This is a genomic window from Methylomonas sp. EFPC3, assembly GCF_029643245.1.
In the GTDB taxonomy this organism is placed as follows: domain Bacteria; phylum Pseudomonadota; class Gammaproteobacteria; order Methylococcales; family Methylomonadaceae; genus Methylomonas; species Methylomonas koyamae_B.
On sequence record NZ_CP116398.1, the window covers coordinates 1,026,145 to 1,049,670 of the forward strand.

14 protein-coding genes are annotated in these 23,526 nt (G+C 58.3%); 9 read left to right on the forward strand and 5 right to left on the reverse strand.

Annotated features, from left to right (window positions below):
• The first annotated feature begins 63 nt into the window (after positions 1 to 63).
• The 6 genes from PL263_RS04635 to PL263_RS04660 all read left to right on the forward strand — a co-directional run bounded on the left by PL263_RS04635 (position 64) and on the right by PL263_RS04660 (position 9,081).
• On the forward strand, positions 64 to 978 hold the full coding sequence (locus PL263_RS04635) for an AEC family transporter (protein WP_278211888.1): 915 nt from the start codon (positions 64 to 66) through the stop codon (positions 976 to 978).
• Complete coding sequence (locus PL263_RS04640; protein ID WP_278211889.1) at positions 975 to 2,180, forward strand: molybdopterin-binding protein; 1,206 nt, start codon at positions 975 to 977, stop codon at positions 2,178 to 2,180. The genes PL263_RS04635 and PL263_RS04640 overlap by 4 nt, the downstream gene beginning before the upstream one ends.
• Positions 2,171 to 4,063 (forward strand): ATP-binding cassette domain-containing protein, encoded by a 1,893-nt coding sequence (locus PL263_RS04645; protein ID WP_278211890.1) that lies wholly within the window; start codon positions 2,171 to 2,173, stop codon positions 4,061 to 4,063. The genes PL263_RS04640 and PL263_RS04645 overlap by 10 nt, the downstream gene beginning before the upstream one ends.
• 269 nt (positions 4,064 to 4,332) lie before the next feature.
• Positions 4,333 to 6,522, forward strand: a complete 2,190-nt coding sequence (locus PL263_RS04650; protein ID WP_278211891.1) for a glycoside hydrolase family 3 N-terminal domain-containing protein — start codon at positions 4,333 to 4,335, stop codon at positions 6,520 to 6,522.
• Positions 6,523 to 6,540: 18 nt separating this feature from the next.
• Complete coding sequence (locus PL263_RS04655; protein WP_278211893.1) at positions 6,541 to 7,818, forward strand: sugar MFS transporter; 1,278 nt, start codon at positions 6,541 to 6,543, stop codon at positions 7,816 to 7,818.
• Between the two features lie 252 nt (positions 7,819 to 8,070).
• A complete protein-coding gene (locus PL263_RS04660; RefSeq protein WP_278211894.1) occupies positions 8,071 to 9,081 on the forward strand; it encodes a catalase family protein in 1,011 nt (336 codons plus the stop codon).
• A 284-nt stretch (positions 9,082 to 9,365) separates the two neighbouring features.
• On the opposite strand, the gene PL263_RS04665 is transcribed toward PL263_RS04660, so the two are convergent.
• Positions 9,366 to 10,226: a carbon-nitrogen hydrolase family protein gene (locus tag PL263_RS04665; protein WP_278211895.1), complete on the reverse strand. Its 861-nt coding sequence runs from the start codon at positions 10,224 to 10,226 to the stop codon at positions 9,366 to 9,368.
• Positions 10,219 to 10,824, reverse strand: coding sequence for a GNAT family N-acetyltransferase (locus PL263_RS04670; protein ID WP_140911252.1), 606 nt, complete (start codon positions 10,822 to 10,824; stop codon positions 10,219 to 10,221). Before PL263_RS04670 ends, PL263_RS04665 begins: the two co-directional genes overlap by 8 nt.
• 412 nt (positions 10,825 to 11,236) lie before the next feature.
• On the opposite strand from PL263_RS04670, the gene PL263_RS04675 reads away from it, so the two are divergent.
• Entirely contained in the window at positions 11,237 to 13,249 is a 2,013-nt protein-coding gene (locus PL263_RS04675; RefSeq protein ID WP_278211897.1) for a TonB-dependent receptor, read from the forward strand.
• A 61-nt stretch (positions 13,250 to 13,310) separates the two neighbouring features.
• On the opposite strand, the gene PL263_RS04680 is transcribed toward PL263_RS04675, so the two are convergent.
• The 3 genes from PL263_RS04680 to PL263_RS04690 form a co-directional block, all read right to left on the reverse strand.
• Positions 13,311 to 15,023: a DUF945 family protein gene (locus tag PL263_RS04680; protein ID WP_278211898.1), complete on the reverse strand. Its 1,713-nt coding sequence runs from the start codon at positions 15,021 to 15,023 to the stop codon at positions 13,311 to 13,313.
• A gap of 76 nt (positions 15,024 to 15,099) precedes the next feature.
• The gene (locus PL263_RS04685; protein ID WP_278211899.1) at positions 15,100 to 18,273 is read right to left on the reverse strand and encodes a hypothetical protein; all 3,174 of its coding nucleotides are present in this window, start codon (positions 18,271 to 18,273) and stop codon (positions 15,100 to 15,102) included.
• A 42-nt stretch (positions 18,274 to 18,315) separates the two neighbouring features.
• A complete protein-coding gene (locus PL263_RS04690; RefSeq protein ID WP_278211901.1) occupies positions 18,316 to 19,977 on the reverse strand; it encodes a bifunctional UDP-sugar hydrolase/5'-nucleotidase in 1,662 nt (553 codons plus the stop codon).
• A gap of 371 nt (positions 19,978 to 20,348) precedes the next feature.
• On the opposite strand from PL263_RS04690, the gene PL263_RS04695 reads away from it, so the two are divergent.
• The gene (locus tag PL263_RS04695; RefSeq protein WP_278211903.1) at positions 20,349 to 21,173 is read left to right on the forward strand and encodes a methyltransferase domain-containing protein; all 825 of its coding nucleotides are present in this window, start codon (positions 20,349 to 20,351) and stop codon (positions 21,171 to 21,173) included.
• Between the two features lie 134 nt (positions 21,174 to 21,307).
• The gene (locus PL263_RS04700) at positions 21,308 to 23,521 is read left to right on the forward strand and encodes a heavy metal translocating P-type ATPase (protein ID WP_278211904.1); all 2,214 of its coding nucleotides are present in this window, start codon (positions 21,308 to 21,310) and stop codon (positions 23,519 to 23,521) included.
• Positions 23,522 to 23,526: the final 5 nt, after the last annotated feature.

Genomic DNA, 23,526 nt, shown 5'->3' on the forward strand with positions numbered 1-23,526 from the left:
CTAACCGGAACGGATACGCGGCGCGCATCGCAGTCAAGTCCGCCCGCCTGTTAAAATGTCGCGATGAATACGACATTGATACAGATGACCGTGCTGATGCTGTGCGGTGCCGGCTGGCGAATCACGACGCCGAACCGGCTGTCCGCCGAGCAGACCCGGTTGGTATTGACCAGCGTGGTCTACTATTTTTTCCTGCCGGCGATGGTGCTCGACGTACTCTGGCGGGCCGATATCGGTTGGCAATCGCTAAGCTTCAGCCTGTTGGGTTGCGCCAGCATCCTGGCAATCACCGGACTGAGTTGGGCGATCTGCAAGCTGTGCCGGTTCCGCAATCCGCAAACCGGCGCCGTGATCCTGGCCGCCGCATTTCCTAACGTCACCTACCTGGGCCTACCGGTATTAGAGCAGGCCTTTGGCAGTTGGTCGCGCTCGGTGGTGATTCAACTCGATCTATTCGCCGCAGCGCCCTTGGTATTTACCCTGGGCGTCGGCTTGGCCCGCCATTACGGCGAGTCTGCCGCAGATAAACCCAAGTCGCCGCTGGCGTTTTTGAATGCGCCGCCGTTTTGGGCGGCCTTTGTCGCTGTCGCACTCAACCTGAATCAAATCGCCACTCCCGACTGGCTGGCCGGCCTGTTGCACACTTGCTCCGGTGCCGTGGCGCCGCTGATGATCTTTTCGTTGGGATTGGCCTTGAGTTGGCGCGACGTGCATTTGCGCAATCTGCCTTTCGTCGGGCCGATCTTGCTGCTCAAGCTATTCCTGATGCCGTTGTTCGCCTTCTGGCTGGCCGACTATCTGGCATTGGCCGGCCAGTTCAAAGCCGCCGCGGTGCTCGACATCGCCATGCCGAGCATGGTGCTCGGTATCGTATTCTGCGACCGTTACCGGCTCGATAGTGGCCTGTATGCCATGGCGGTGACGCTGACCACGGCATGCAGTTTGTTCAGCCTACCTTTTTGGTTCCATTCCTTATGACCTTGATCGCCGAAATCTTTTCCCAGGGTGCCGAAATCATCACCGGCCAGACCGTCGATTCCAACGCCGCCTGGCTGTCGCAGCAGTTGACCGAGCTGGGTTTCAGCTTGAAGCGGCATACCGCGGTGGGCGACGATTTGCCGGATTTGGTCGATCTGTTCGGCGAAATTGCCCGCCGCGCCGATTGTTGTATCTGCACCGGCGGTTTGGGGCCGACCTGCGACGATTTGACCGCGGCGGCGGTCAGCGCGGCCAGCGGCGTGCCGCTTGAATTCGACGCCGCAGCCTTCGCCGCGATCCAGGCTTATTACGCCAGGCGGCAGCGCACGATGCCGGAGGCCAATCGCAAACAGGCGTTACTGCCGGCCGGAGCCCTGCGCATCGACAACCGCTTCGGCACCGCGCCCGGCTTCGCATTGCAATTTCAGCGTTGCTGGTTCGTGTTTTTACCCGGCGTGCCGTTCGAGATGAAGCAAATGTTCGGCGACTGGGTGCGCGCCGATTTATTGCAACGATTCTCGCTGCAGCCGGATCATTTGGTGACCTTGCGCTGCATCGGTTTGGGCGAATCGGCGATTCAGGAGAAGCTGGCGCATTTGGCTTTGCCGCCCGGTGCAGTGTTGGGATTTCGCGCCGCCCCGGACGAAGTGCAGGCCAAACTGCTGTTTCCAGCGGCGGTTCCGGAAGCGGAGCGGCGGCGGGTGGCCGCCGAAGCCGCGGCCCGCATCGGCGACTACGTGTTCGCAGTGGACGGCTTGCCGGATGTGCAGGGCGACTTGCTGGCCGTCGTCGACGCGGCGCTCAACGCCGGCCGGTATTCGCTGGCGGTACTGGAAACCGCCAGCCACGGCTTGCTGGCGGCCAAATGCCTGGGCCGGCCCTGGTTGCAGCATGCCGAGTTGCGGTTGAACAGCGCTGCTGCCGACGCGGCCGATGATTGGGAAATCCGCGCCGAAACCTTGGCGCGCGAACTGCGGGCCGAGCGGCAGACCGATTTCGGATTGGTGCAGATCTATGCAATCGAGTCCGGCAGTTTCGACGATAAGGATAGCGGCATCGTCCTTTATAATGCCCTGGCTACGCCGCAAGGCGTGGTTTCCCGGCGGTTAACCGCGCACGGTGCCGGTATCCATAAACAGAACCAGGCCGCGTTGTTGGCGCTGGACCTTCTCAGACGCTATTTTCAAAACTCATGCCTTTAATTCGGTTAAACAATGTTTCCATCGCCTTCGGCGTGCATGCACTGCTGGACAACGCCTCATTCCAACTCGATCCCGGCGAGCGGGTCGGATTGCTGGGCCGTAACGGCGAAGGCAAATCCACGCTGATGAAAATCATCGCCGGCGAGATTCCGCCCGACCACGGCGAAATCTGGAAGCAACCGGAATTGCGCTTGGCCTGGCTGGAGCAGGCGCCGACGCTGGACGGCGACGCAACCATTTACGAAGCGGTGGCCGGCGGCTTGGGCGAACTGGGGCGCCTGATCGCTCGCTACCACGAGCTATTGACGCACATGGACGGCAGCGAACAATCTTTGCAGGCGCTGGGCGAGGTGCAACATAAACTCGAAGCCGACCACGGCTGGGAATTTCAAACCCGGGTCGAAGCGATACTGAGCCGGCTGCAATTGCCGGCCGATGTCAAGGTCGGCAGCCTTTCCGGCGGCTGGAAACGGCGGGTGGCGTTGGCGCGGGCGCTGGTGATCGATCCGGAAGTGTTGCTGCTGGACGAGCCGACCAACCATCTGGATTTCGAGAGTATCGCCTGGTTGGAAGAACAGATTCTGGCATTCCCGGGCGCGGTGATGTTCGTCACCCACGACCGGGCGTTCCTGCAAAAATTGGCGACGCGGATCATCGATCTGGATCGCGGCCAGTTGACCTCCTGGGCCGGCAATTACCAGGATTACCTGGTGCGCAAGGCCGCGGCCCTGGAAGACGAAGCCAATCAAAATGCCGAATTCGACAAGAAATTGGCCAAGGAAGAAGCCTGGATCCGGCAGGGCATCAAGGCCCGCCGTACCCGTAACGAAGGCCGGGTCAGGGCCTTGAAGAAATTGCGCGCCGAGCGCGCCGAGCGCCGCACCGGCCAAGGTTCGGCCAAATTGGCGCTGCATAAAGGCGAGAGCTCCGGCAAGAAAGTGATCGAGGCGGTTAACGTCGGCTTCGGCTATCAGGATAAAACCATCATCAGGGATTTTTCCTTGCTGATCGAGCGCGGCGACAAGATCGGCCTGCTCGGCAACAACGGTGCCGGTAAATCGACCTTGCTGAAATTGCTGCTGGGCCAACTGCAACCCACCACCGGCAGCGTCGAACTGGGTACCAATCTGCAAATCGCCTATTTCGACCAGTTGCGCGAACAGCTCGATCCGGAACTGTCGGTGGCCGACAGCGTGCTGGACGGCGGCGAGTTCGTCGATACTCCGGACGGCAAGCGCCACGTCATGTCCTATCTGGCCGACTTTTTATTCGCGCCGGCCCGGGCGCGTTCGCCGGTGCGGAGTTTGTCCGGCGGCGAGAAAAACCGGTTGCTGCTGGCGCGGCTGTTCACCAAGCCGGCCAACTTGATCGTAATGGACGAACCGACCAACGATCTGGATCTGGAAACCCTGGAAATTCTGGAAGAAAAACTGGTGCAGTACCAGGGCACCTTGCTGTTGGTCAGTCACGACCGCGAGTTTTTAGATAACGTCGTCACCAGCGTGCTGGTGTTCGAAGGCGAGGGCCGGGTCGAAGAGTACATCGGCGGCTATGCCGATTGGTTCGCCTTATCGGAGCGCAACAAACAGCAGCAAGTCGAAACGGCGAAAAGCGCGGAAACGGCTGCAAAAAAAGAAAAGCCCAAACCCGCTACCGGCAAAAAACTCAGCTACAAAGAGCAGCGCGAACTGGAACAGTTGCCGGAGCGTATCGAACAACTGGAGACGCGCCAGGCCGAGTTGACCGCAACGATGAGCGGCGCCGAGTTTTACAAACAGGGCCAGGACGCCGTGGCCGGAACCATGGCGGAGTTGCAGGCAGTCGAAACCGAGCTGGCTGCGGCGTATAGTCGCTGGGACGAATTGGATGCGTTACAAGGCTAATGGCCGTTATAGCCGGTCTTGATTGGCCGGATCGTAGCCGAGTTGGCCGAGCATTCGCATTTAAACCGGTTCGATAATAGGCGCATCGCCCTTATCAAGCTAAAATCCAGTCAACGCGTTGGCGGTGTCATCGCCGGCGCAGAACGTTTTAACCAGCCGCCTGTTGCCGTTTTCAGCGCGCGTCCGGCCGGCGTTATTGAGTGTCTAAAGCCTTGAAAATAAGAAATTATCTTGCCGTTTTAATTCTGTCAGCCGTAATGGAGTCCGCTGTGAGTGCACAAGAAGCAAACCAGGCCGTCGAAGATCAAGTTCAGGCGCTGCTGGCGCAAATGACCTTGGAAGAGAAAGTCGGGCAAATGACGCAGATCGACTTTAGCGTCATTTCTGTCGCCGACGGCCAGGACGCCGAAAACCCGGTTGATCCGGCCAAACTGGAAGAAGCCTTGATGCAGTATCACGTCGGCTCGATCCTGAATGCGCCGAGTACGCCGAACAACAAGGCGCAGCCGCTCGGCAAATGGCGGCGGCTGACTCAGCAGATCCGCGACGCGGCGGCGCGCACCCGGCTGAAAATTCCGGTGATCTACGGTATCGATGCGATTCACGGCGCCACCTATACCCAAAATGCGGTGCTGTTCCCGCAAGCGATCAGCATGGCGGCGACCTTCAATCCCGACTTGTCTTACCAGGAAGGCGAAATCACTGCCCGCGAAGTCAAAGCCTCCGGTTTGGACTGGAATTTTGCCCCGGTGATGGATATCGGCCGGCAGCCGCTGTGGCCGCGGTTGTGGGAGACCTACGGCGAGGACGTGCATCTGGCCAGCGCGATGGGCAGCGCCTACATTCGCGGCCATCAGGGGCTGGACTTGGCGGCCGCCGATAAAGCGCCGACTTGCTTGAAGCACTATGTCGGTTACAGCTATCCGTTAAACGGCAAGGACCGTACGCCGGCCTGGATCGGCGAACGCGCGTTGCGCGAGTGGTTTCTACCGCCGTTCGAAGCCGGCGTTCTGGCCGGCGCGCCGACGGTGATGGTCAATTCGGCGGAAGTCGATGGCGTGCCGGGACACGCCAATCGCCATTACCTGACCGACATTCTGCGCGGCGAAATGGGCTTCGACGGTTTTACCGTATCGGATTGGGAAGACATCATCCGCTTGTACAGCCGCGACAAACTGGCCGACTCGCCGCGGGAGGCGGTGAAAATCGCGGTGATGGCCGGGGTCGATATGAGCATGGTGCCGTTCGATTTCTCGTTTTATTACCTGTTGCTGGATTTGGCCCAACAAGGCGAAGTGCCGCTGGCGCGGATCGACGAGGCGGTGGCCCGGATTCTGCGCGTCAAATTCCGCAGCGGCCTGTTCGAACGGCGCGAGCCGGCCTTGGCGGAGGACGGCCACTTTGCCACCGCCGAAGCCGCGGCGGTCAACCGCCAGGCGGCGCGCGAAGCCATCGTGCTGGCCAAGAACGACGCGCGTATGTTGCCGTTGAGTAAACATGCCAGCGTCCTGGTCACCGGCCCGACCGCAAACCTACTTAGCGTGATGAACGGCGGCTGGACCATTACCTGGCAAGGCAACAAGGAAGAACTTTATCCGCAGGACAAACTGACCCTGTTGGAGGCGATCAGGCAACAAACCGACGGCAAGGTGACTTATGTCGGCGGCAAACAATTCAGCGACGAGATCAACATCGAACATGCCGTCAGCGAAGCCCGGCACCACGACTTGGTGGTGTTGGCGCTGGGCGAAAAAACCTATACCGAAACCGAAGGCAACATCGATTCTTTGCAACTGGACCCGGTGCAATTGCAATTGGCGCGGGCCATCTTCCAGACCGGTAAACCGGTGGTACTGGTCACCTTCGGCGGCCGGCCGCGCATCATCACCGAAATCGCCAATCAGGCTCAGGCGGTCGTGCTCGGCTTTTTGCCGGGGATGGAGGGCGGTGCGGCCGTAGCCGACATCCTGTTCGGCAAGGTCAATCCCAGCGGTAAATTGCCGATTTCCTACCCGCGCGACACCAACGACATCACGCCTTACGACCATAAACCGATCGAAGCCTACGAGAGTAACCAATACCGGCCCTTATATCCGTTCGGCCACGGCCTGAGCTATACCAGCTTCGAAACCAGCGGTCTGCGGCTGGCGAAGCCGGCGATTACGGCCGGCGAAAATCTGCAGTTGAGCGTCAATGTCAAAAACACCGGCAGTGTGGCCGGCAAGGAAACCGTGATGGTCTACCTGCACGACGTCGCGGCCTCGGTTACCCGCCCGGTCAAGCAACTGAAAGCGTTCAAGAAAGTGGAATTGCAGCCGGGCGAGCAGCGCACTCTGCAGTTTGAGTTAACGCCGCGTGACCTGTCGTTCATTGGCCTGGATATGAAACGGGTGGTCGAGCCGGGCGAATTCCACGTCACGGTCGGCGCCGAAACGGCTTCGTTTCATTTAGTGAACTAGCCTGTGCCGGAGCGAAGCATGACCGATCAGCAAAACAACTATAGCGGCGCTTTGGCGGTACTGACCTCGCTGTTCTTTATCTGGGGATTTCTGACCAGCCTGAACGACATTCTGATTCCGCATTTGAAAGCCGTCTTCACGCTGAATTACACCCAGGCCATGCTGGTGCAGTTTTGCTTCTTCGCGGCTTATTTCGTGATGTCGGTGCCGTGCGGTTATCTGGTGGACAGAGTCGGTTACAAGCCCGGCATCATCGTCGGCCTGACGGTGGCCGGCGGCGGTTGTCTGCTGTTTTATCCGGCGGCCGCTTTGCATGCCTATCCTTTGTTTTTGACCGCGTTTTTTGTGTTGGCCTCCGGCATTACCTTGCTGCAGGTTGCCGCCAATCCCTACGTCACGGTGTTGGGCAATCCGGACACGGCGTCGAGCCGGCTGACCTTGACCCAGGCCTTCAATTCCTTGGGCACCACCATTGGGCCCTATTTCGGCTCCCTGCTGATTCTGGCGACGGCGGTGAAAACCTCCGCCGAGCTGGCATCATTGAACGCCGAACAATTGTCGGTGTACCAGGCGGCGGAAGCGGCGGCGGTGCAACAACCGTATTTGTGGCTGGCGGCGGTGTTGTTCGGTTTGGCGGCGGTGTTTGCCTTTCTGAAATTACCCGCCGTAACCGCAACGGCGGCTGCCGCATCAGCAGGGGCTATGGCTGAGCCGGAGGCCGCAGCCAGTGCCTGGCAGTTTCCGTTGCTGGTGTTGGGCGCGCTGGCGATTTTTGTCTACGTCGGCGGCGAAGTCGCCATCGGCAGCTTTCTGGTCAATTTTCTGGGGCAGCCTGATATTGCCGGCCTGACCGAACCAGAAGCCGGCAAACTGGTGTCGTTCTATTGGGGCGGGGCGATGGTGGGCCGCTTTATCGGCGCGGTGGCGATGCGCAAGGTTCATCCGGGCAAGGCTTTGATCTTCAACGCTTTGTGCGCGGCGGGATTGGTCGGTCTGGCGATGTTTGCCGACGGTCGCGTTGCGACGGTTGCCATTCTGGCGGTCGGTTTATGCAATTCGATCATGTTTCCGACCATTTTTTCCCTGGCCTTGACCGGCCTGGGGTCTCACACCGGCCAGGGTTCCGGTATCCTGTGCTCGGCCATCGTCGGCGGCGCGCTGATTCCGCTGCTGCAGGGCTTGTTTGCCGACCGCCTCGGCATCCAGTACGCGTTTTTCGTACCTTTGCTTTGCTATCTGTACATCGCCTATTACGGCAAGCGCTGCGCCCGCCAATTACGGTTCAAAACCGACTGACGCGAGCTTGAATGCGGGCTACGCCAATTGTAAAGCGGTTGACGTCACCAAACTCGTGACACCGCCGTTGCAAAACTCCTGTACCTATCTGCAGTTTTCGGTTGAAATGGCCTAGCGTAATACCAACAAGAAATGGCTGCGTTCGGCTGAGTTGAGAAAGCGATATCCCGCAATAAAATGGGGTATCGACTGTAAAAGCTGGGTTTCATGCCCCGCGCCCGGCCTGCCGCCTTAAGGTGAGGAGAATCAAAAATGGCCGAAAAACCTTTAGCGCAAGAAATTATCCCTCCAGCGGAAACCCAGGTCATCGAAAACCTTTCCGCGCGGCTCAAAGCCAAAATCGTAAATGACTATCCAGCCGGCATCATGCGCCGTGATGCTCACCCCAAGATGCATGGTTTGGTCAAAGCCGAGTTTACCGTCAACGCCGATTTGGCTGACGAATTGCGGGTTGGTTTGTTCAAAGAGCCCAAAACCTATCAGGCTTGGGTCCGGTTTTCCAACGCCAGCGGCTCGATCAGACCGGACCGGGACCGTGACATTCGCGGCATGGCGATCAAATTGATGGGAGTGCCGGGCGATAAAGTGCTGGAGGCCGAACGGCACGAACAGACCCACGATTTGCTTTTGATTAGCGCCAATCAGTTTGTCGCCAGGGACGTTGCCGAATTTGACGCCTTGGCCGCAGCGCTGAGCGGCAGTTTCTTCGCCAAGTTGCGGTTTTTTCTTTGCCATTGGCGAGTGGCCTGGATTTTACTCAGAACGATGCGCAGGCACGCCAACCCGTTGCAGATTACCTACTTCAGCACCACACCCTATCTGTTTGGGGCGTTGGCGGTCAAATACGCGGCAATCCCGCAACTCGTTGCTGTCGCCGAACGTCCGGCCAAACCCTCGGCCGATTTTTTGCGCGAGGCCATGGTCAAGCAATTGCAGGCCGGCGATGCGCTATTCGACTTCGCAGTACAAGTTCAAACCGACGCGGAGGCGATGCCGATCGAAGACCCTGGAATCGAATGGCCGGAGTCGGTTTCGCCATTCCGTAAGGTGGCGACGCTCAGGATATTTCGGCAGGGGTTTGATACCGAAGCGCAGAATGCGTTTGGCGAGCAGTTGTCTTTTACGCCTTGGCATGCATTACCCGAACACCGGCCTCTAGGCGGCATCAACCGGGCCCGGAAAGTTGTTTACGATACGATTTCGGCATTCCGTCACCAGGCCAACAACGTGCCGCGGACTGAGCCGAGTGGCTGGGATATTTAGGTCGCGGTAGCAAGCTCAAGGTTCGAATGGAGATACAGATGTTCCCAGTGTCCATGCCGACTGATGTCAAGATGGCACTGGGCTTAAAGCGTTGATGACACTAGTTTCAACGAGAACCGAGAGTCCGAATCCTTCCGCATCTGAATTTTCCGCACGGCTTCTGTGGCCCGAGCAAGGGCCTGGCTTTCGGTAAGGTCGAGCCGACGATGGTACGCAGCGCATACCATCTGCCGGCATTCCCAAACGGCGCGGCATTATGCAGCCGCTGCCTCTGGGATAGGGCGTTAGCTGCAATCGAACTGTTTCGGCCAGTCGCGGTAATTGAATACCTGTCCCACATTGCGCACGGTTTCCACCGCGGCCAAGTCCAGGTCGGCGTAGACCCATTGCACTTTGTTGTATTCGCCGATTGCCAAAATGCCGTTGTTCGGGAAGCCGCGATCGACCGGCGTGTAGATCGCCGCCGCGCCGCAGTTGACGTCCACGGCTTCCGACCAGTCCGCATTGCCGACCAGCGAGGCCTGCACCACGTAACATTGATTTTCCAGGGCGCGGGCCTGGCAGCCGATCCGGACCCGGTAATAGCCGGCCTCGGTATCGGTGCAGCTCGGCACCAGAATCAAAGTGGCGCCGCGTTCGGTTTGCTGGCGAGCGTAGTGGGGGAATTCGCTGTCGTAGCAGATGTTGATTGCCACCTTGCCGAATACGGTGTCGAATACCTTAATTTCCAGGCCGCGGGAAATATGCCATTGCTCGTTTTCGAAGCGGGTCATCGTCAGTTTTTCCTGAAAATCGACGTCGCCTTGCGGGGTGAAGAAATAGGCGTGGTTGCGGAATTCGCCGTTGTCGTGTTTGACCGGATAAGTGCCGGCCTGGATGTAAACCCGGTGTTGCGCAGCGAGGGATTTGAACAAGTCCAGGTACTGCGGCAACAGGCTTTGCAGGGCTTCCAACTGACCGGACAACGATTGGTAGATTTCCGGCGGGAACAGCGAGGCCAATTCCATGCAGGCGTATTCCGGGAACAGCAGAATGTCGGCCCGGTTATCGGCGGCTTCCTGGACCCAGCGGCGGGCCTTGGCTTCGAAGTTTTCCCAGGTTTCCAGGAAGCCGATATCGTATTGGGCGCTGGCGATTTTAGGCATTGCCTTCCTCCTTCAACCAGAACGTCATCGGCTTGGGCGTTTCCGCGCTATCGTCCAGATCCTTCCAGGAATAAGTGGTCTTCAGTTCCGGATGCTTGAAATAACTGCGTTTATTCCAGAATGCATCCAGCGGCACGTAGTCGGCCGGCCGGCGCGGATGGTCGATTGGGCGTTCGACGCAGCAGAAGGTGATGTGTTTGAAGCCGCCCAGGTCTGCGGCGTGGGCTTCGCGCTGTTCGAAGAACTTCACACCGATGCCCAAGCCGCGATAGGCTTTGTTCAACACCGATTCGCCGCAATAAAACACCTCGTCCGGGTTGTAACCGTGTTCGACGAACGGCTTTTTGACCTCGTCGGTTTCATATTTCAGCGGGATGGCAGTCGAGGCACCGATGATCTTGTCGTCGTCGAAAGCCAGCACGATTACGCTGTCCGGGCAGTTGATGTAGGTTTGCAGGTACTTTTTCTCGTACTCGTAGTCGCCGTCGTACAGGTAAGGAAAATCGCGGAACACTTCGATGCGCAGGCGCGCCAATTCCGGGATGTATTGAACCAAGGCTTCGCCGCTGAGGCGCTGGATGCGGATATCTTTGCTCATGTGGATATGCGGTTGGGTTGAAACGAAACAGCAACCGGCATTTCGGGCCGGTCAATCCGCTATTGTATTGCACGAGGCTTTGGTTGCCTATGCGCGGATCGAGTTCGGTGTCGTCCGGCTCGCGACGGTTACCGGTTCTTATGCGGCCCGCTGAGTTTTGCCGGTTGCAGCGGTTAACGGCCTAATACGATAGGCCCGGTGGTGGCGGCGCTCCAGTTGAATGTTGAAGTGCCTTGCCGGCGTAAAATGGTTTTATGGGCCAGGTTGGGCAGCAGAGGCCGAAGGTCGCCATTCCCACTCTAACGTTTTGAATCGATATTTCGCCGTTTTACGCTAGACTGGGCCTATGTAAAACAAGCGCGATTCAAGGTTGCCGAATTCGGCCGTCCAATAACCGATAGCATCCGATTTTATGCAGAGATTTCGCCTAGTCACTTTTAAGATTGCGCTGATTGTGGGCAATTGCCTGAACGCAAGCGTTTCTCTGGCCGGAGCCGATATCGAAGTTCTGAAAAAAATGTCGTTGGAAGACATTTTGAATGTGGAAGTGGTGTCGAAGAAAGCCGAAAGCCAATATTCGGCCGCCGGCATCGTCAGCATCGTCACCCGCGACGATATCGAGCGCTACGGCGCCAACACGCTGGCCGACGTGTTGAACCGGGTCACCAGCGTTTACATGCTCAGCACCTATATCTGGTCCAACAGCACCGCGGCGGTGCGCGGCGACGCGCTGACCCACGTCAACAACCATACCCTGGTGCTGATCAACGGCCGGCCGTTTCGCGATAGCGCATACGGCGGTTTGAACGAGACCATGTTCCGCGACTTTCCGATTCACCATATCGAACAAATCGAAGTCGTGCGCGGCTCCGGTTCGGTGTTGTACGGCAGCAATGCTTTTACCGGCGTGATCAATATCGTCACCCAGAGGAAACAGGACAACCGGCTCACCGTGCGCGGCCGCTACGGCAGCTACAATACCGGCCAAGCCGAAACCGAGTTCGGCTGGAACCGTGGCGACGCGGCGATCAGCGGCGCGGTGAGGTATCGGGCCAGCGACGGCTGGACGGCGGCGGCGGTCGACGAAACCCGGCAAAACGTCAATTTCCGCAACGACGACGGCGACGTCAGCGCCAGCATCTGGGGCGGCTGGAGAGAATTCGATTTCAATTTGTACGTGGTCAACAGCCAGAAACAGCATTGGGGCGCGGTGCCGATCGGCTTCGGCCAACAGGTCGAGAACAACCGCCTGTTTTTCGATGCCGGTTACAACCACCAAATCAACGACTTTTGGCGCAGCAAATGGAATTTGACGCTGAACAAGTTCTCGCAAAACTACAATCTGCCGGTAGCCGGCGTGCCGTACCTGACCGATTTGTGGGAAAACAACCTGTTGCTGGAGCAAAGCCATTTCCTGTCGTTTTTCGACGATAAACTGAATCTGCTGTTGGGCGGGCTGGTGGAATGGCAACAAGGGCAGGTGACTCAGGTGTCGCAAGCGAATACGTTGGCGCCCTACGAGCAATTGAAGTCCAGCATCTACGCGAACGTCGGTTACGCCATACTCGATAATCTGCAGCTCAATCTCGGCGGGCAATGGCACCGCTTCGACCATTTGAAGGCGGCTCCGAGCGGCGTCGCGGAAAACGACAACGCCATCGACGGCCTGGTCGGCCGCGCCGGCCTGGTTTACGAAATGACGGCCAATTGGGGCGCCAAGTTGTTATTCGCCCAGGCTTATCGGGCGCCGAGTGCCGGCGAATTGGGTGCCAATTCGGCGGTGGTGTTGGGCAACCGCAGCGTGGAGCCGGAAAAAGTCGAAACGGCCGACGCCCAGATTTTTTACCACGATGCTGATTACCAGATCTCCTTGACCGCGTTCGAAAGCCGGGTGACCAATTTGATCGTGCGCAGCCCGATCCCGAACACGGTGCCGACCCGGCTGCTATACGTCAACGGCGGCAGCGCAACCTTCGAGGGCCTGGAACTGGAGACCGAGGCCAAACTGTTGCCCGGTTTGTCCTGGAAAGGCTCTTACACCTTTCAAACCAATCGCGACGAAAACCAACAGAACAATAAAACCTTAATGCCCAACCACATGGCGAAACTGGGCTTAAGCTACGATTTCAGCCCCAACTTGCAAATCGGCGTGTTCGATACCTATTTCAGCGCCGCCAAAGCCGCTCCCAGTGCGTTATTGGTCAATCCGTCTGCCGGCGGTTATCACAACATCAGCGTCAACGCCAATTACAAGTTGAATAACTGGCTGGGAGCCGCCAAACACAAACACATGACTTTTACCTTGTATCTGGACAATGTGCTCGACGAAAATTTTTATTATCCGGAGTTCAACCGTAAAAACATCAACACCGTTCCGGCATCCCCCGGCCGTATGCTTTTCGGCGAAATTGCGTTGGAGTTTTGAGGCCTGGAATCGAGTGACGCTGCGCGGCCGGCCGCGGCGGCACTGTTGGCCGATAGCCCGCTCAGTTCGCCGCCGGGGTAGTCCCGCCGCTGGGTTCCGTTTCCGCCGCAGGGATGGCGTTGAGTTGTTGAATCGCCTTGATCTGCCGATCGGCGTCGACCAGGGCGGTCACGGCGCAGGTTTCGCCTTCGCGGCATAATCCTACGATCAGTTGGCCGACGTCGGAGTCGGCAGCAAAATACAGACGTTGGCCGTCCGAGCTTTCCAACATGGCCCCGGATTCGGCGTAAACGGCGCGACCGGTCATGCTGATGGATTGGTAGGCCAGCGGATTCGCGGCTTGATCCGCCAGGTCTGGTGCCGAATCGGATACGCCCGCGTCGTTTTCGGTTTGCGGGTTGATCACGTTTTCCAAGCCGGGTACCGGCATTTCGCTTTCCGGATCATTCAGAAAACGGTTGAGATGGGCGTCGGTGTCGGTCAAGGTTTGTTGGAGCCACTGGCCGTCGATGACACGGTCGTTGGTTTTCAGAATACCGGCGGCATATTCGTAGCCGGCCTGTAGGCCTTCGGCCCCGGCTGTGGCTATGCCCATTTCCACCCATTGGTTTTTCTGTTCCTCGCCGATCGCATCACCGCTAACGCTGACCTGGCCGGAGGATTGCAACACCTTAGCCAACTCAATGTCGGCGTCGGGATTGGCGTTGGGTTTCAGTTCTATCGTCAGCTGGCCGTTCAGTGCGCTATTTGCGGCGGAGTTGCTGACGGTACCGCTCAATTTAGTGATACCGGTGGAGAAGCCGCGATTAATGGCTTGTTTCAGGGCCTTGCGGTAACGTTGGTTTTCCTCCAGCGTCAGATTTTGAAACGATTTGGATTCCTTGGCGATGTCGGCCAGAGTTTTGATGCTTTCGGCATCCAGTCCGCGAATGGCAAGCTCAAGCGCCAGATCTCTCGCGGCATAACCCATCGTATCGATACTGCCCAAGGCATACTGGATGGTCGTATCGATTCGGTCGCCGTTTTGTACCGTCGCACTGGATACCCCAAGTCTTTCGCCGCTAGCGTTCGTCGACGCGATTTTGTCCACGGTCAAGCTGGAGGTGCCCAAGCCCAGTGCTCGATCCAGCAGATTAAGCTGCAGGCCCATTCCTTGTACATCCAGTGCGTTACCATTGCCGCGCAGGGTAAAACGCGGCGCTTTTAAGCTGAGATTCACCCTTTTTTCGTCGGCTTCGATATGACCGGTCAACGGCTCCAGGCGCCAGCTTTCGCTATCGGCTGCTCCTCCGGCCATTTCCGCGGAGGCAATATCGGAAAACACCGTGCCGGAAAACGCCGAATGCCCGCTGCCGCTGAACTGCAGCCCCGGCCCGTCGCGATCGGGTTCGGGCCTTTGCCGCAAGGTCCAGTTAAACCGCATGGCCGAGCCGGGCAGAATCAGGTGGCTGACGTTGTATTGCACATCGGCGACGACCCAATATTTGCCGGTTTGGTCGGGACTGCACAAATCGCCGACTTGCAGTTCCAGCGAGCCGTTGGCCGACAACAAACCGTTCTGCTGTTGTAAATTGCTTAAACGCACAGCGCAATCCGCCGAGGTCTTGTCCACCCGCTCCGCCAGTTCCCGCTCGGCATTGCGGCCAAGATAAACGCTGGCGCCCAGCCAAGCTGCCGCGAACAGGGCGATAGCGCCTGCCGCCTGAATTAGAGGTTTTTGCTCCATGATCGCCACCCAATGCTGTTTAGATAACGGCGCCAGTCTAACAAACACCGCACTGCTCTGGCTGCAGCCGGCACCGGCAAATATAAGGCCGCAAACGTGACCGGCCGCGAAAACATCGCGGTTACTAGGCCAATTCGATATCCAAACGCCGCAGCATGCCCTGGCGTAAGGCTGCCGCGGCCTCGGCGTCCAGATAAGTGCCGTCTACCGCGGTGTCGTTGCCGTCGCGGAAATATAAGCGGTACCGCTGCGGCTTGACCGGTTGCGCACCGAAACAATCACGCCGTTGCGGATTCAGGTAAACCACCAGTGTGGCGCCGAACAAGGCGCAGGCGGCACTGGCCACCGGCAAGGTTTCTTCGCCAGCAAAGGGCGCCGCGCTGCGCTCGCAGTTGGAAAACAACCTGGCCGCCAGTACCGGCTCGGGTTGGAAACGCAGCTCGCCGTCCACAACGCGGAACGGCGCATCGCCGAAAAACAGATAGGTCCACAGTTGCAGCAGTTCCACCGTCGAACCGGACAAGCGGGCGACGCAGCCGCGGCCGTGCTGGCGCGGATCGACACTGAAGCCGCTGCTGACCAGAAAGCTGGAATTCTCCAGCGGATTGCGCTTGTACTCCTCGGCATCCCGAAACGCGACCAACAAACGCTCGATGTCGGCATAAAACTCATCGACCAGACCGGCACGCAGCATTTCCAACACAAACTTGTAATGCATGTGCAGGAAGATCGAGCCGTTTTCCAGCCAGCCGTAATTGAATACGCCGATCCGGCCCAGATCCAGCGCCTGGTCGCCCAGCGCCGCATTGAGCCGGTACATGCCCAATTCGCGGTCGTACAGCTCGGAATTGCGCGCGGCCAGATACAGGCGTTTGGCCGATTCGCGATCGGCAATCCGTAGCGAGTGAACGAAACCCTCCAGAAACGGCGGCAGCGCCACCGGAAGGAAACGGGCAATCTCGACGCTGCCGTCCGCCTGCTCGTGGTAGTCGCCGGCACGGAAGGCGTAATAAGTGGTGATGCCGGCGTCGGATTCGGCTTTGGCTACCGCAGCGGTCAGATAAGCCGAGGCTTTGCCGAAGAAGCCGCGCAGCCGGTCCGAACTCAGCGCTGTTTCGGCGCCGGCGAAGCCCATGAACACTTGCCGGCGGTAAGCTTCCTTCAAGGCGCCGCTTTCCTGCCAGAACGCGTGCGGCGTCAACGCCGGCAGATCCAGCAAGCGGTCCAGCCCGGCGACGAAAGCGGCCAGCTCGGCCGGCAGCGCTATCTCGGCGGCGTTGATCGCGGCGAATAACGGCAAGCTAAAATCGATCAGCCGTTTCAGTTCGATGGTTTCGTTGACCGCCGAGCCGAGAATGCCGGGCAAGCCGTTCAACGCATCGCACCAACCGGGCCGGTCCGCTTCCATCTCGATGCCGATCCCGGCCGGGTCCAGCGTCGCCAGCTTGTTTGCCACCAAGGTGACGATTTTACCCAACAAGGTGGTGCGGACGATGGCGCCGCGGCCTTGCTCGGCGCGCACCTGGTAACGCCGGCCGCTACGCGACTCGATCAAGGCTTTTTTCTCCGCGCTGAATTGCACCGCGCCGTACTGGCGCAGGCCGTCGGCCGTAATCCGGTATTTTTGCGCGCGCGGGGCGACGTAATGGGTCGGGTCGAAAAAGCTGTAATCGGCTTCCAGCAACAGTGCAGGCAGCCGGTCGGGGAAGATCGCCCGATAGTTGACCAGCAGGTCGACCAGGTACGTCCAATGGTCGGACCAATAACCGCGGTCGAATTCGGCGTCCGCCACTTCCCGCGCTGCGGCGAGAATGGCGCCGAGCATTTCGTCAGCCGCGTCATGGCCGGCCAACAACTGCCAGAGCTCGGCGTATTTGAATTCGGTTTCGAGTAAAGCCGCCAGTCCCGGAATTTCGGCAAAATATGCCGCGAAATCCTGCGGCGCAGAGACGGCAAAACGCCAGTTGCGTAACGCGCAGGGGTTATAGCCGTCCGGCTGGATCAGATTGAAAAAATAACGGATGTTTTGCCCGCCCAAGCCCGGCTCGAAAAACAGATCGACGCGGCGGTTCTGCAATACGTCGCGAAAGTCGCCGTTGCCCTCCGAATACGGCGTGTCCTGCAACAGGAAGTCGTTATAGTCGCGTTCCAGATCGCCGTGTTTGCGGCCGAACAAATACAACAGCTTGCCGCCCGGAACCGGCGTCGGAAAGCCGCCGCGCAAACCGTTATCCAGATAGCATTGGCGGACGTGGCCATCGAACAAGGGCAGGGCGGTCGCGGTAAAGGCTTTGTGGCCGATTCGGTCGATCAACGCCCGGTTAGCTTCGCGTTTGGCGGCGAAATACTCGTCTCGATAGGCGGCCTGCGCCACGAAACGCTGATATTCCGCCACCGATTCGGCGTGGCCGTAGACCGCATAAAACACCTGGCTGGTTCCGGGCGGCAGTTCCAGCGTCAAGGTTTGAAATGCCGCCGGTGTCTGGTTGGCGGCGACCTGGTTTTCTAAATCCAGCGGCGCATCGCTAAAGAAGCGTTCCGCGCTGGAAAAATCGCCGGCCAACCCGAATACCCGTTCCGGGTCGACGATCACCGGGTTACGCCGGCCGGCGCTGCAGCCGAAAAAGAAATTACCGCCGTCGACCGGTTCCACTTGCGGTGAATCGGTCGGCCAGACTTTCAGTCGGTAAAACGGCAGAGCGTCGTCGACGCCTTCGACGCGCATGAAGGCTTCCGAGGTGCGGCTCATGAATTTCAAGATCCATTGGTTCATCGCGTACGGCAAGACTTGCGGCAAGCCGTCGACGATTTCGATGCGCAGGGTTCGGCTGGAAATATTGCCGATTTCCACCCGGCGCACCAAGCCGGCGACGTTGGCCTCCGGCAGTGTGAACATATCGGCGCGGATGCTGAAACCGAGGCCGGGATTGATCTCTTCGACCCCGACTTCGTGCGGCGTCACGCTTAAGCGCTGGACGACCTCCGCTCTGGCGCCGCGTTGGAACGGTTCGTAATGGCGGCTGGTTTGGCCGTCGGAAATTTTTAAAAAGCTGCGGAAGCCGCGGGACGGCGTCAGTTGGTAAGCCTTGTCGGCCGGAAAGAACTCCAGGAAGGCGCCGTCTTTGTTGCGGACGCCGAAACTGGCGATGGCCTGGCCGCGGTTGACGTAAAACGCCCAGGCCGGTCGGCCGGATACGCCGGCTATGCCGGGCAGAAAACTGGCAAATGCAGCGCAGTCGTTGTATTGCTCGACGACAAAGCGTTCGTCGTCGGCGAAGTAGTAGCGGGGCTGAGCCATGGTCTCTCCAAAATGGGCGGCAAACGGGCCGGTTGCGGCGGGTTAGGGTTGCAGCCGGACGATGCGGCCCTCGACCTGCTGGGTTATCGTGCGCTGCGGCAAGTTGGCGATTGCCGCTTCCACGGTTTGACGGAAGCCGACAGCCGTGCCGTCGTCCAGCCGGCGCGGACTGGTTTTGCCTGCGCCTTTGCCGAATATCGCATAGTCGTCGCTGGAACCGTGTTCCCAAATGAAATCGGTGCTGGCGACGCGATAGGTTTTCTGCAAATCCAGCGCTTGGTCTTGTTTGGCGCCGCGCGGCCTGATCCGCACGTCGCCGGCGTCTACCCGATACTTGAAGCCGCCGTCGGCTTGGGGCTCGGCGCGGTAGCCGAAGCGGATGCCGGAGACTTGCAGAAAACGGCCGTCGCCCAAATGGGTTTTGGACACCGAGTTATTCAACACCTCCAGCAGTTGCTGGCCGGTCAATTCGAAGCTGACCAGCTTGTTGTCGTAGGAAAACAAGCCTTCCATGTCGTACAGCGTCACCGGTCCGGCCGGGATGTTGTCGTTGATGCGGATGCCGCCGCCGTTGGTGAAGGCGATGTCGGTGCGCATGCGTTCCCGCATCGTGTCGGCCAGGAAGTTGCCGAGTGCGGTTTCCCGGCCGCGCACGGCCGGTTCCACCCCTTCCAGCAAATGTTCGGTGTAGCCCAACACCTGCTTCAGGTCTTTGCCTTGTTGCTGAAATACGCCGGCCAGCCGTTGCAACTGGCGGTCGACTTCGGCCGCGACCAATGGGTCTTTGGCGATGCTTTGGTCCAGATCGACTTTGCGGTGGCTACTGCTGACCTTGCCGGCGGCGAGGTAAATGTCGTGGACGATGGCGCTTTTATTGTCGGCGTCGGCCTTGGTGATCCAGGTGTTGCCGATCTGTTTTTCGATAAAAAAATGCTCGTGGCCGCCGACGATCAGGTTCACTTCCGGATATTCGCGCGCCAACCATTGGTCTTGGTCCAAATCCTGGTGGGTGAGGGCGACGATAGCCGTCGCCCCCTGGCTTTGCAAGCGGTCCAATGCGTTGCGGATGGCGGTGCGCCTGGCCGGCAGATCGTAGGCGAATTCGACATAAGCTGGGTTGCGGCTATCCAGGGTGATGCCGAAAAAGCCGACCTTGATGCCGGCGATGTCTTTGACGCAAACGTCGTGCACCTGAGGCAGGCGTTGGCTGAAGGGTTCTGCGGCCGCGCTGTCGCTGAAATTGAAGCGGGTGTTGGACGAAATCCAGCTAAAGTCCGATTGCACGATCCGCCGCAACAACAGCCCGGCGTCCGGCGTATCGAACTCGTGGTTGCCGAACACCGCCATCATGTCGTTATCGAACGCAGCCGCCGCGCCGTCCAGCAAGTTCATGACCTGGACCATCGCATCGGCCTGCAGATATTTGCTCATTACCGACGGAAACAAAAAATCGCCACCGTGTAACAGCAACACCGGGGTGGCATCGGCCTGCAACTGACGGCGCAGGGTACGCAAGCGGGCAAAACCGCCGACGTTACCGTTCTCCAGACCTTCGATTTTGTAGGAGTCGTTGACTTGCAGAATCCGGAAATGCGCGCTTGGCACCGGCTCCGCTCCGCCAGGCGTATCGGAGGTGGACACCGCGCTGCAAGCCGCAAGCGCGGCGACGACGGTCGCGAATAACAGTGATTTTGTCGGCGACATAAAACCTATCCTCCGCAGAGCAGGCTAATTTTGCCGATCAAGATAGCAGCGAATCGGAATTAACCCAAAAATTGACGGGTTTACCACCGGCGCAGAGGGGGCAAGCCGACTTTTGCTGGAAAGCTAATCCGCCGATTTTCGTGGCTTAAGTGGCAGGTATTGCTATTGCCCAAGGCAAACCGATCCTGGCCTGCGCTTTTTAAAAGTATTCGCTTACTTTCCGCATTTGATTCTTCATCTGACGATCATCACGAACCCATAATTCTGCTTGACCTTCCAATTATGTAAACCTTTAGATTCATGTCTCCGGATAGTCTCTGATGTGAGGTGGCTATCCATGATTAAAATTTGAAAATTTTCAGGAGCTTGAAATGGAATCGCACGTACTAGCCAACCAGAAAGCCGCGTCCGCCTATAACGCCGCGGCCGAACTATTCGATCATCCCGCCAACACGTTTTGGAACCGTTTCGGCCAAGGTACCATTGAGCGACTGGATTTAAGAGAAGGCGACAAAGTGTTGGATGTATGTTCCGGAACCGGTGCTTCAGCTTTGCCGGCGGCGCGTAAGGTTGGCTCGGATGGCCGTGTGGTTGCTGTCGATTTGGCGGAAAAATTATTGGCCAGGGCGGCAGAAAAAGCCAAAGCTGATGGTCTTGAGAACATGGAGTTTCGGGTCGACGATATGCTCGCGTTAGTGTATCCCGATGGTTATTTTGATGCCGTCGTTTGCGTGTTTGGGATATTTTTCGTGCCTGATATGGCTGCAGCGGTCAGGGAGTTATGGCGGCAAGTCCGGCCGGGCGGGCGGATAGCGATTACGACCTGGGGGGGCGATTTATTCGAGCCTGCCAACACCTCGCTCTGGCAAGCCATACGCGATGAACGCCCCGATCTGCACAAAGACTTCAACCCGTGGGATCGCATTTCCACGCCGGAAGGATTTTTGGCGATGTTGGCCGAAGCCGGTTTAACCGATGCGAACGTTTTCGCTGAAGACGCGACTCATAGTCTGTCCGACCCCGAGGATTGGTGGACCTTGGCGATGGGTAGCGGCTATCGGGGCACCTTGGATCAGCTCAATGAGGAACAGCTCAGGAGGGTAAAACAAAGTAATCTCCATCACTTGGCCAGTCAATCGGTTACCGAAATTTCAGCCAACGTGCTTTATGCCGTTGTTGAGAAACCACTTATTTGAAGACTTGCCTCGTCTCCAGTATCGATTTTTTTCAATAAGTGCCAGTATCCAAAAAAGCGAAAAAAACTGTTGACCTTCCCATCGTGGTAAGCCGAACACTTTGATCACAGTCAATTACATCAGGAGACTTGATCATGAAAACTTTAAATTCCCACCAGTTGGCGGACCATTCGGTTTACTTGTCGATAGAGGGTATGACCTGCGCGTCCTGCGCCGGACGTGTCGAGAAAGCGCTGAACAATATTTCCGGCGTAGAGCATGCCAGGGTAAATTTAGCTACCGAAAGTGCCGTTGTCCGCAGCGACGGCTCGGTAGCTTCCTACGCACTGATAAGCGCGGTTGCGGCCACAGGTTACCGTGCTTACCTCAAGCAGGATCGGCCGGCAAACAAACCAAGGTCGCGAGACGGACTGACGGTGGTGATGGCGGCGGTATTGTCGCTGCCATTACTGGCGCCGATGCTACTGGAGCCTTTCGGTATCCATATTGCACTACCGGCCTGGTTGCAATTGAGTTTAGCAACACCGGTCCAGTTTGGATTGGGAGCGCGTTTTTTCCGGGCAGGTTGGACAGCGCTGAAAGCCGGTGCCGGCAATATGGATTTGCTGGTGGCCCTGGGTACCAGTGCAGCGTACGGCTTGAGCGTTTACCAACTGACGGGCTCCACTGGCGGCATGGTGCCGCATCTGTATTTTGAGGCATCGGCGGTGGTGATCAGCTTGGTGTTGACCGGCAAATGGTTGGAGGCGTGGGCGAAACGGCAAACGGTTTCAGCGATTACGGCGCTGCAAGCCTTACAGCCGCAAGTCGCGCGGGTCAAACGCAACCATCGAGAGTTGGACATTGCAATTGACAGCGTCAAGGTCGGCGATCTGGTCGTGGTCCGCCCCGGGGAACGTATCGCGGTCGACGGTACCATCGCCGATGGCCGCAGCCATATCGACGAATCGATGGTTACCGGCGAAAGCATGCCTATCGCCAAACAGCCCGGCGATAAGGTGACCGGCGGCGCACTCAATGGCGAAGGCTTGTTGCTGGTACATACCGATGCGGTCGGCGCGGAGACTTCCTTGGCAAAAATGATTCGCTTGATCGAGGACGCACAATTGGCCAAGGCGCCGATTCAACATTTGGTGGATAAGGTCAGCGCATGGTTCGTGCCGGCGGTACTAGCCATTGCCTTGATGACCTGGCTGGGTTGGTGGTTGCAGGGTGCCGCCATGGAAACCGCGATTATCAATGCCGTGTCGGTATTGGTGATTGCCTGTCCGTGTGCGTTGGGCTTGGCAACGCCCGCTGCGCTGATGGCCGGTACCGGCATTGCCGCCCGCCACGGCATCCTGATCAAAAGCCCGGAAGTGCTGGAAGTTGCCCATCGCATTACCACGGTCATCTTCGACAAAACCGGAACCTTGACCCAAGGGAAAGGTTACCTGGTCGAAGCCGCGCCCTTCGGTATCGACCGCAAACGCTTGTTGCAACTGGCCGCTGCGCTACAAACCGGCAGCGAGCACCCTTTGGCAAAGCCAGTGCTTGAAGCCGCACATGAGTTACAGATCGAAACTATGCCGGCAGATGCGGTCACGGCCTTGCCTGGACGCGGGCTATCCGGGCGAGTGGATAATTTCGATTTGCGTTTGGGCAATAGCCGCTTGATGTCTGAATTGGGCATTGATCTAGGTGAGCTGGCGGAACGTGCCCAGGCCATGGAGCTTGCCGGCAATACAGTGTCCTGGCTGGCAATGGCCGCGCCGCAAAAACGCTTGCTCGGCATGATGGCCTTTGGCGACCGACTCAAATCGTCTGCTTATCCCGCCGTCAAACAATTACAGGCATTGAATATCCAAACCGTATTGTTGAGCGGTGATAATCGCGGTAGCGTCAAGGCAGTCGGTCAGGCGTTAGGCATCAGCGACATAGTTGCCGAGGTATTGCCGGCGGATAAGGTCTATCAAGTGGAATTGCTGAAACAGCAAAACCAGCATGTGGCAATGGTTGGCGACGGCATCAACGACGCGCCGGCGCTGGCGGCCGCCGACGTTGGCATTGCCATGGCGACCGGCACCGATATCGCGATGCAGTCTGCCGGCATCACGCTGATGCACGGCGACCCGATACTGGTAGGCGCTGCGCTCGATATTGCACAGCGAACCTATCGCAAAATCCGGCAAAATTTGTTTTGGGCGTTTAGTTACAACCTCGCAGCCATTCCATTGGCGGCATTGGGTTTGCTCAATCCGCAACTGGCCGGAGCGGCGATGGCCTTCAGTTCGCTGAGCGTGATCGGCAACGCCTTGTTGCTTAGGACTTGGAAACCTGCCGGCTTATTGCCATCCGTCAGGCATTAACCGAG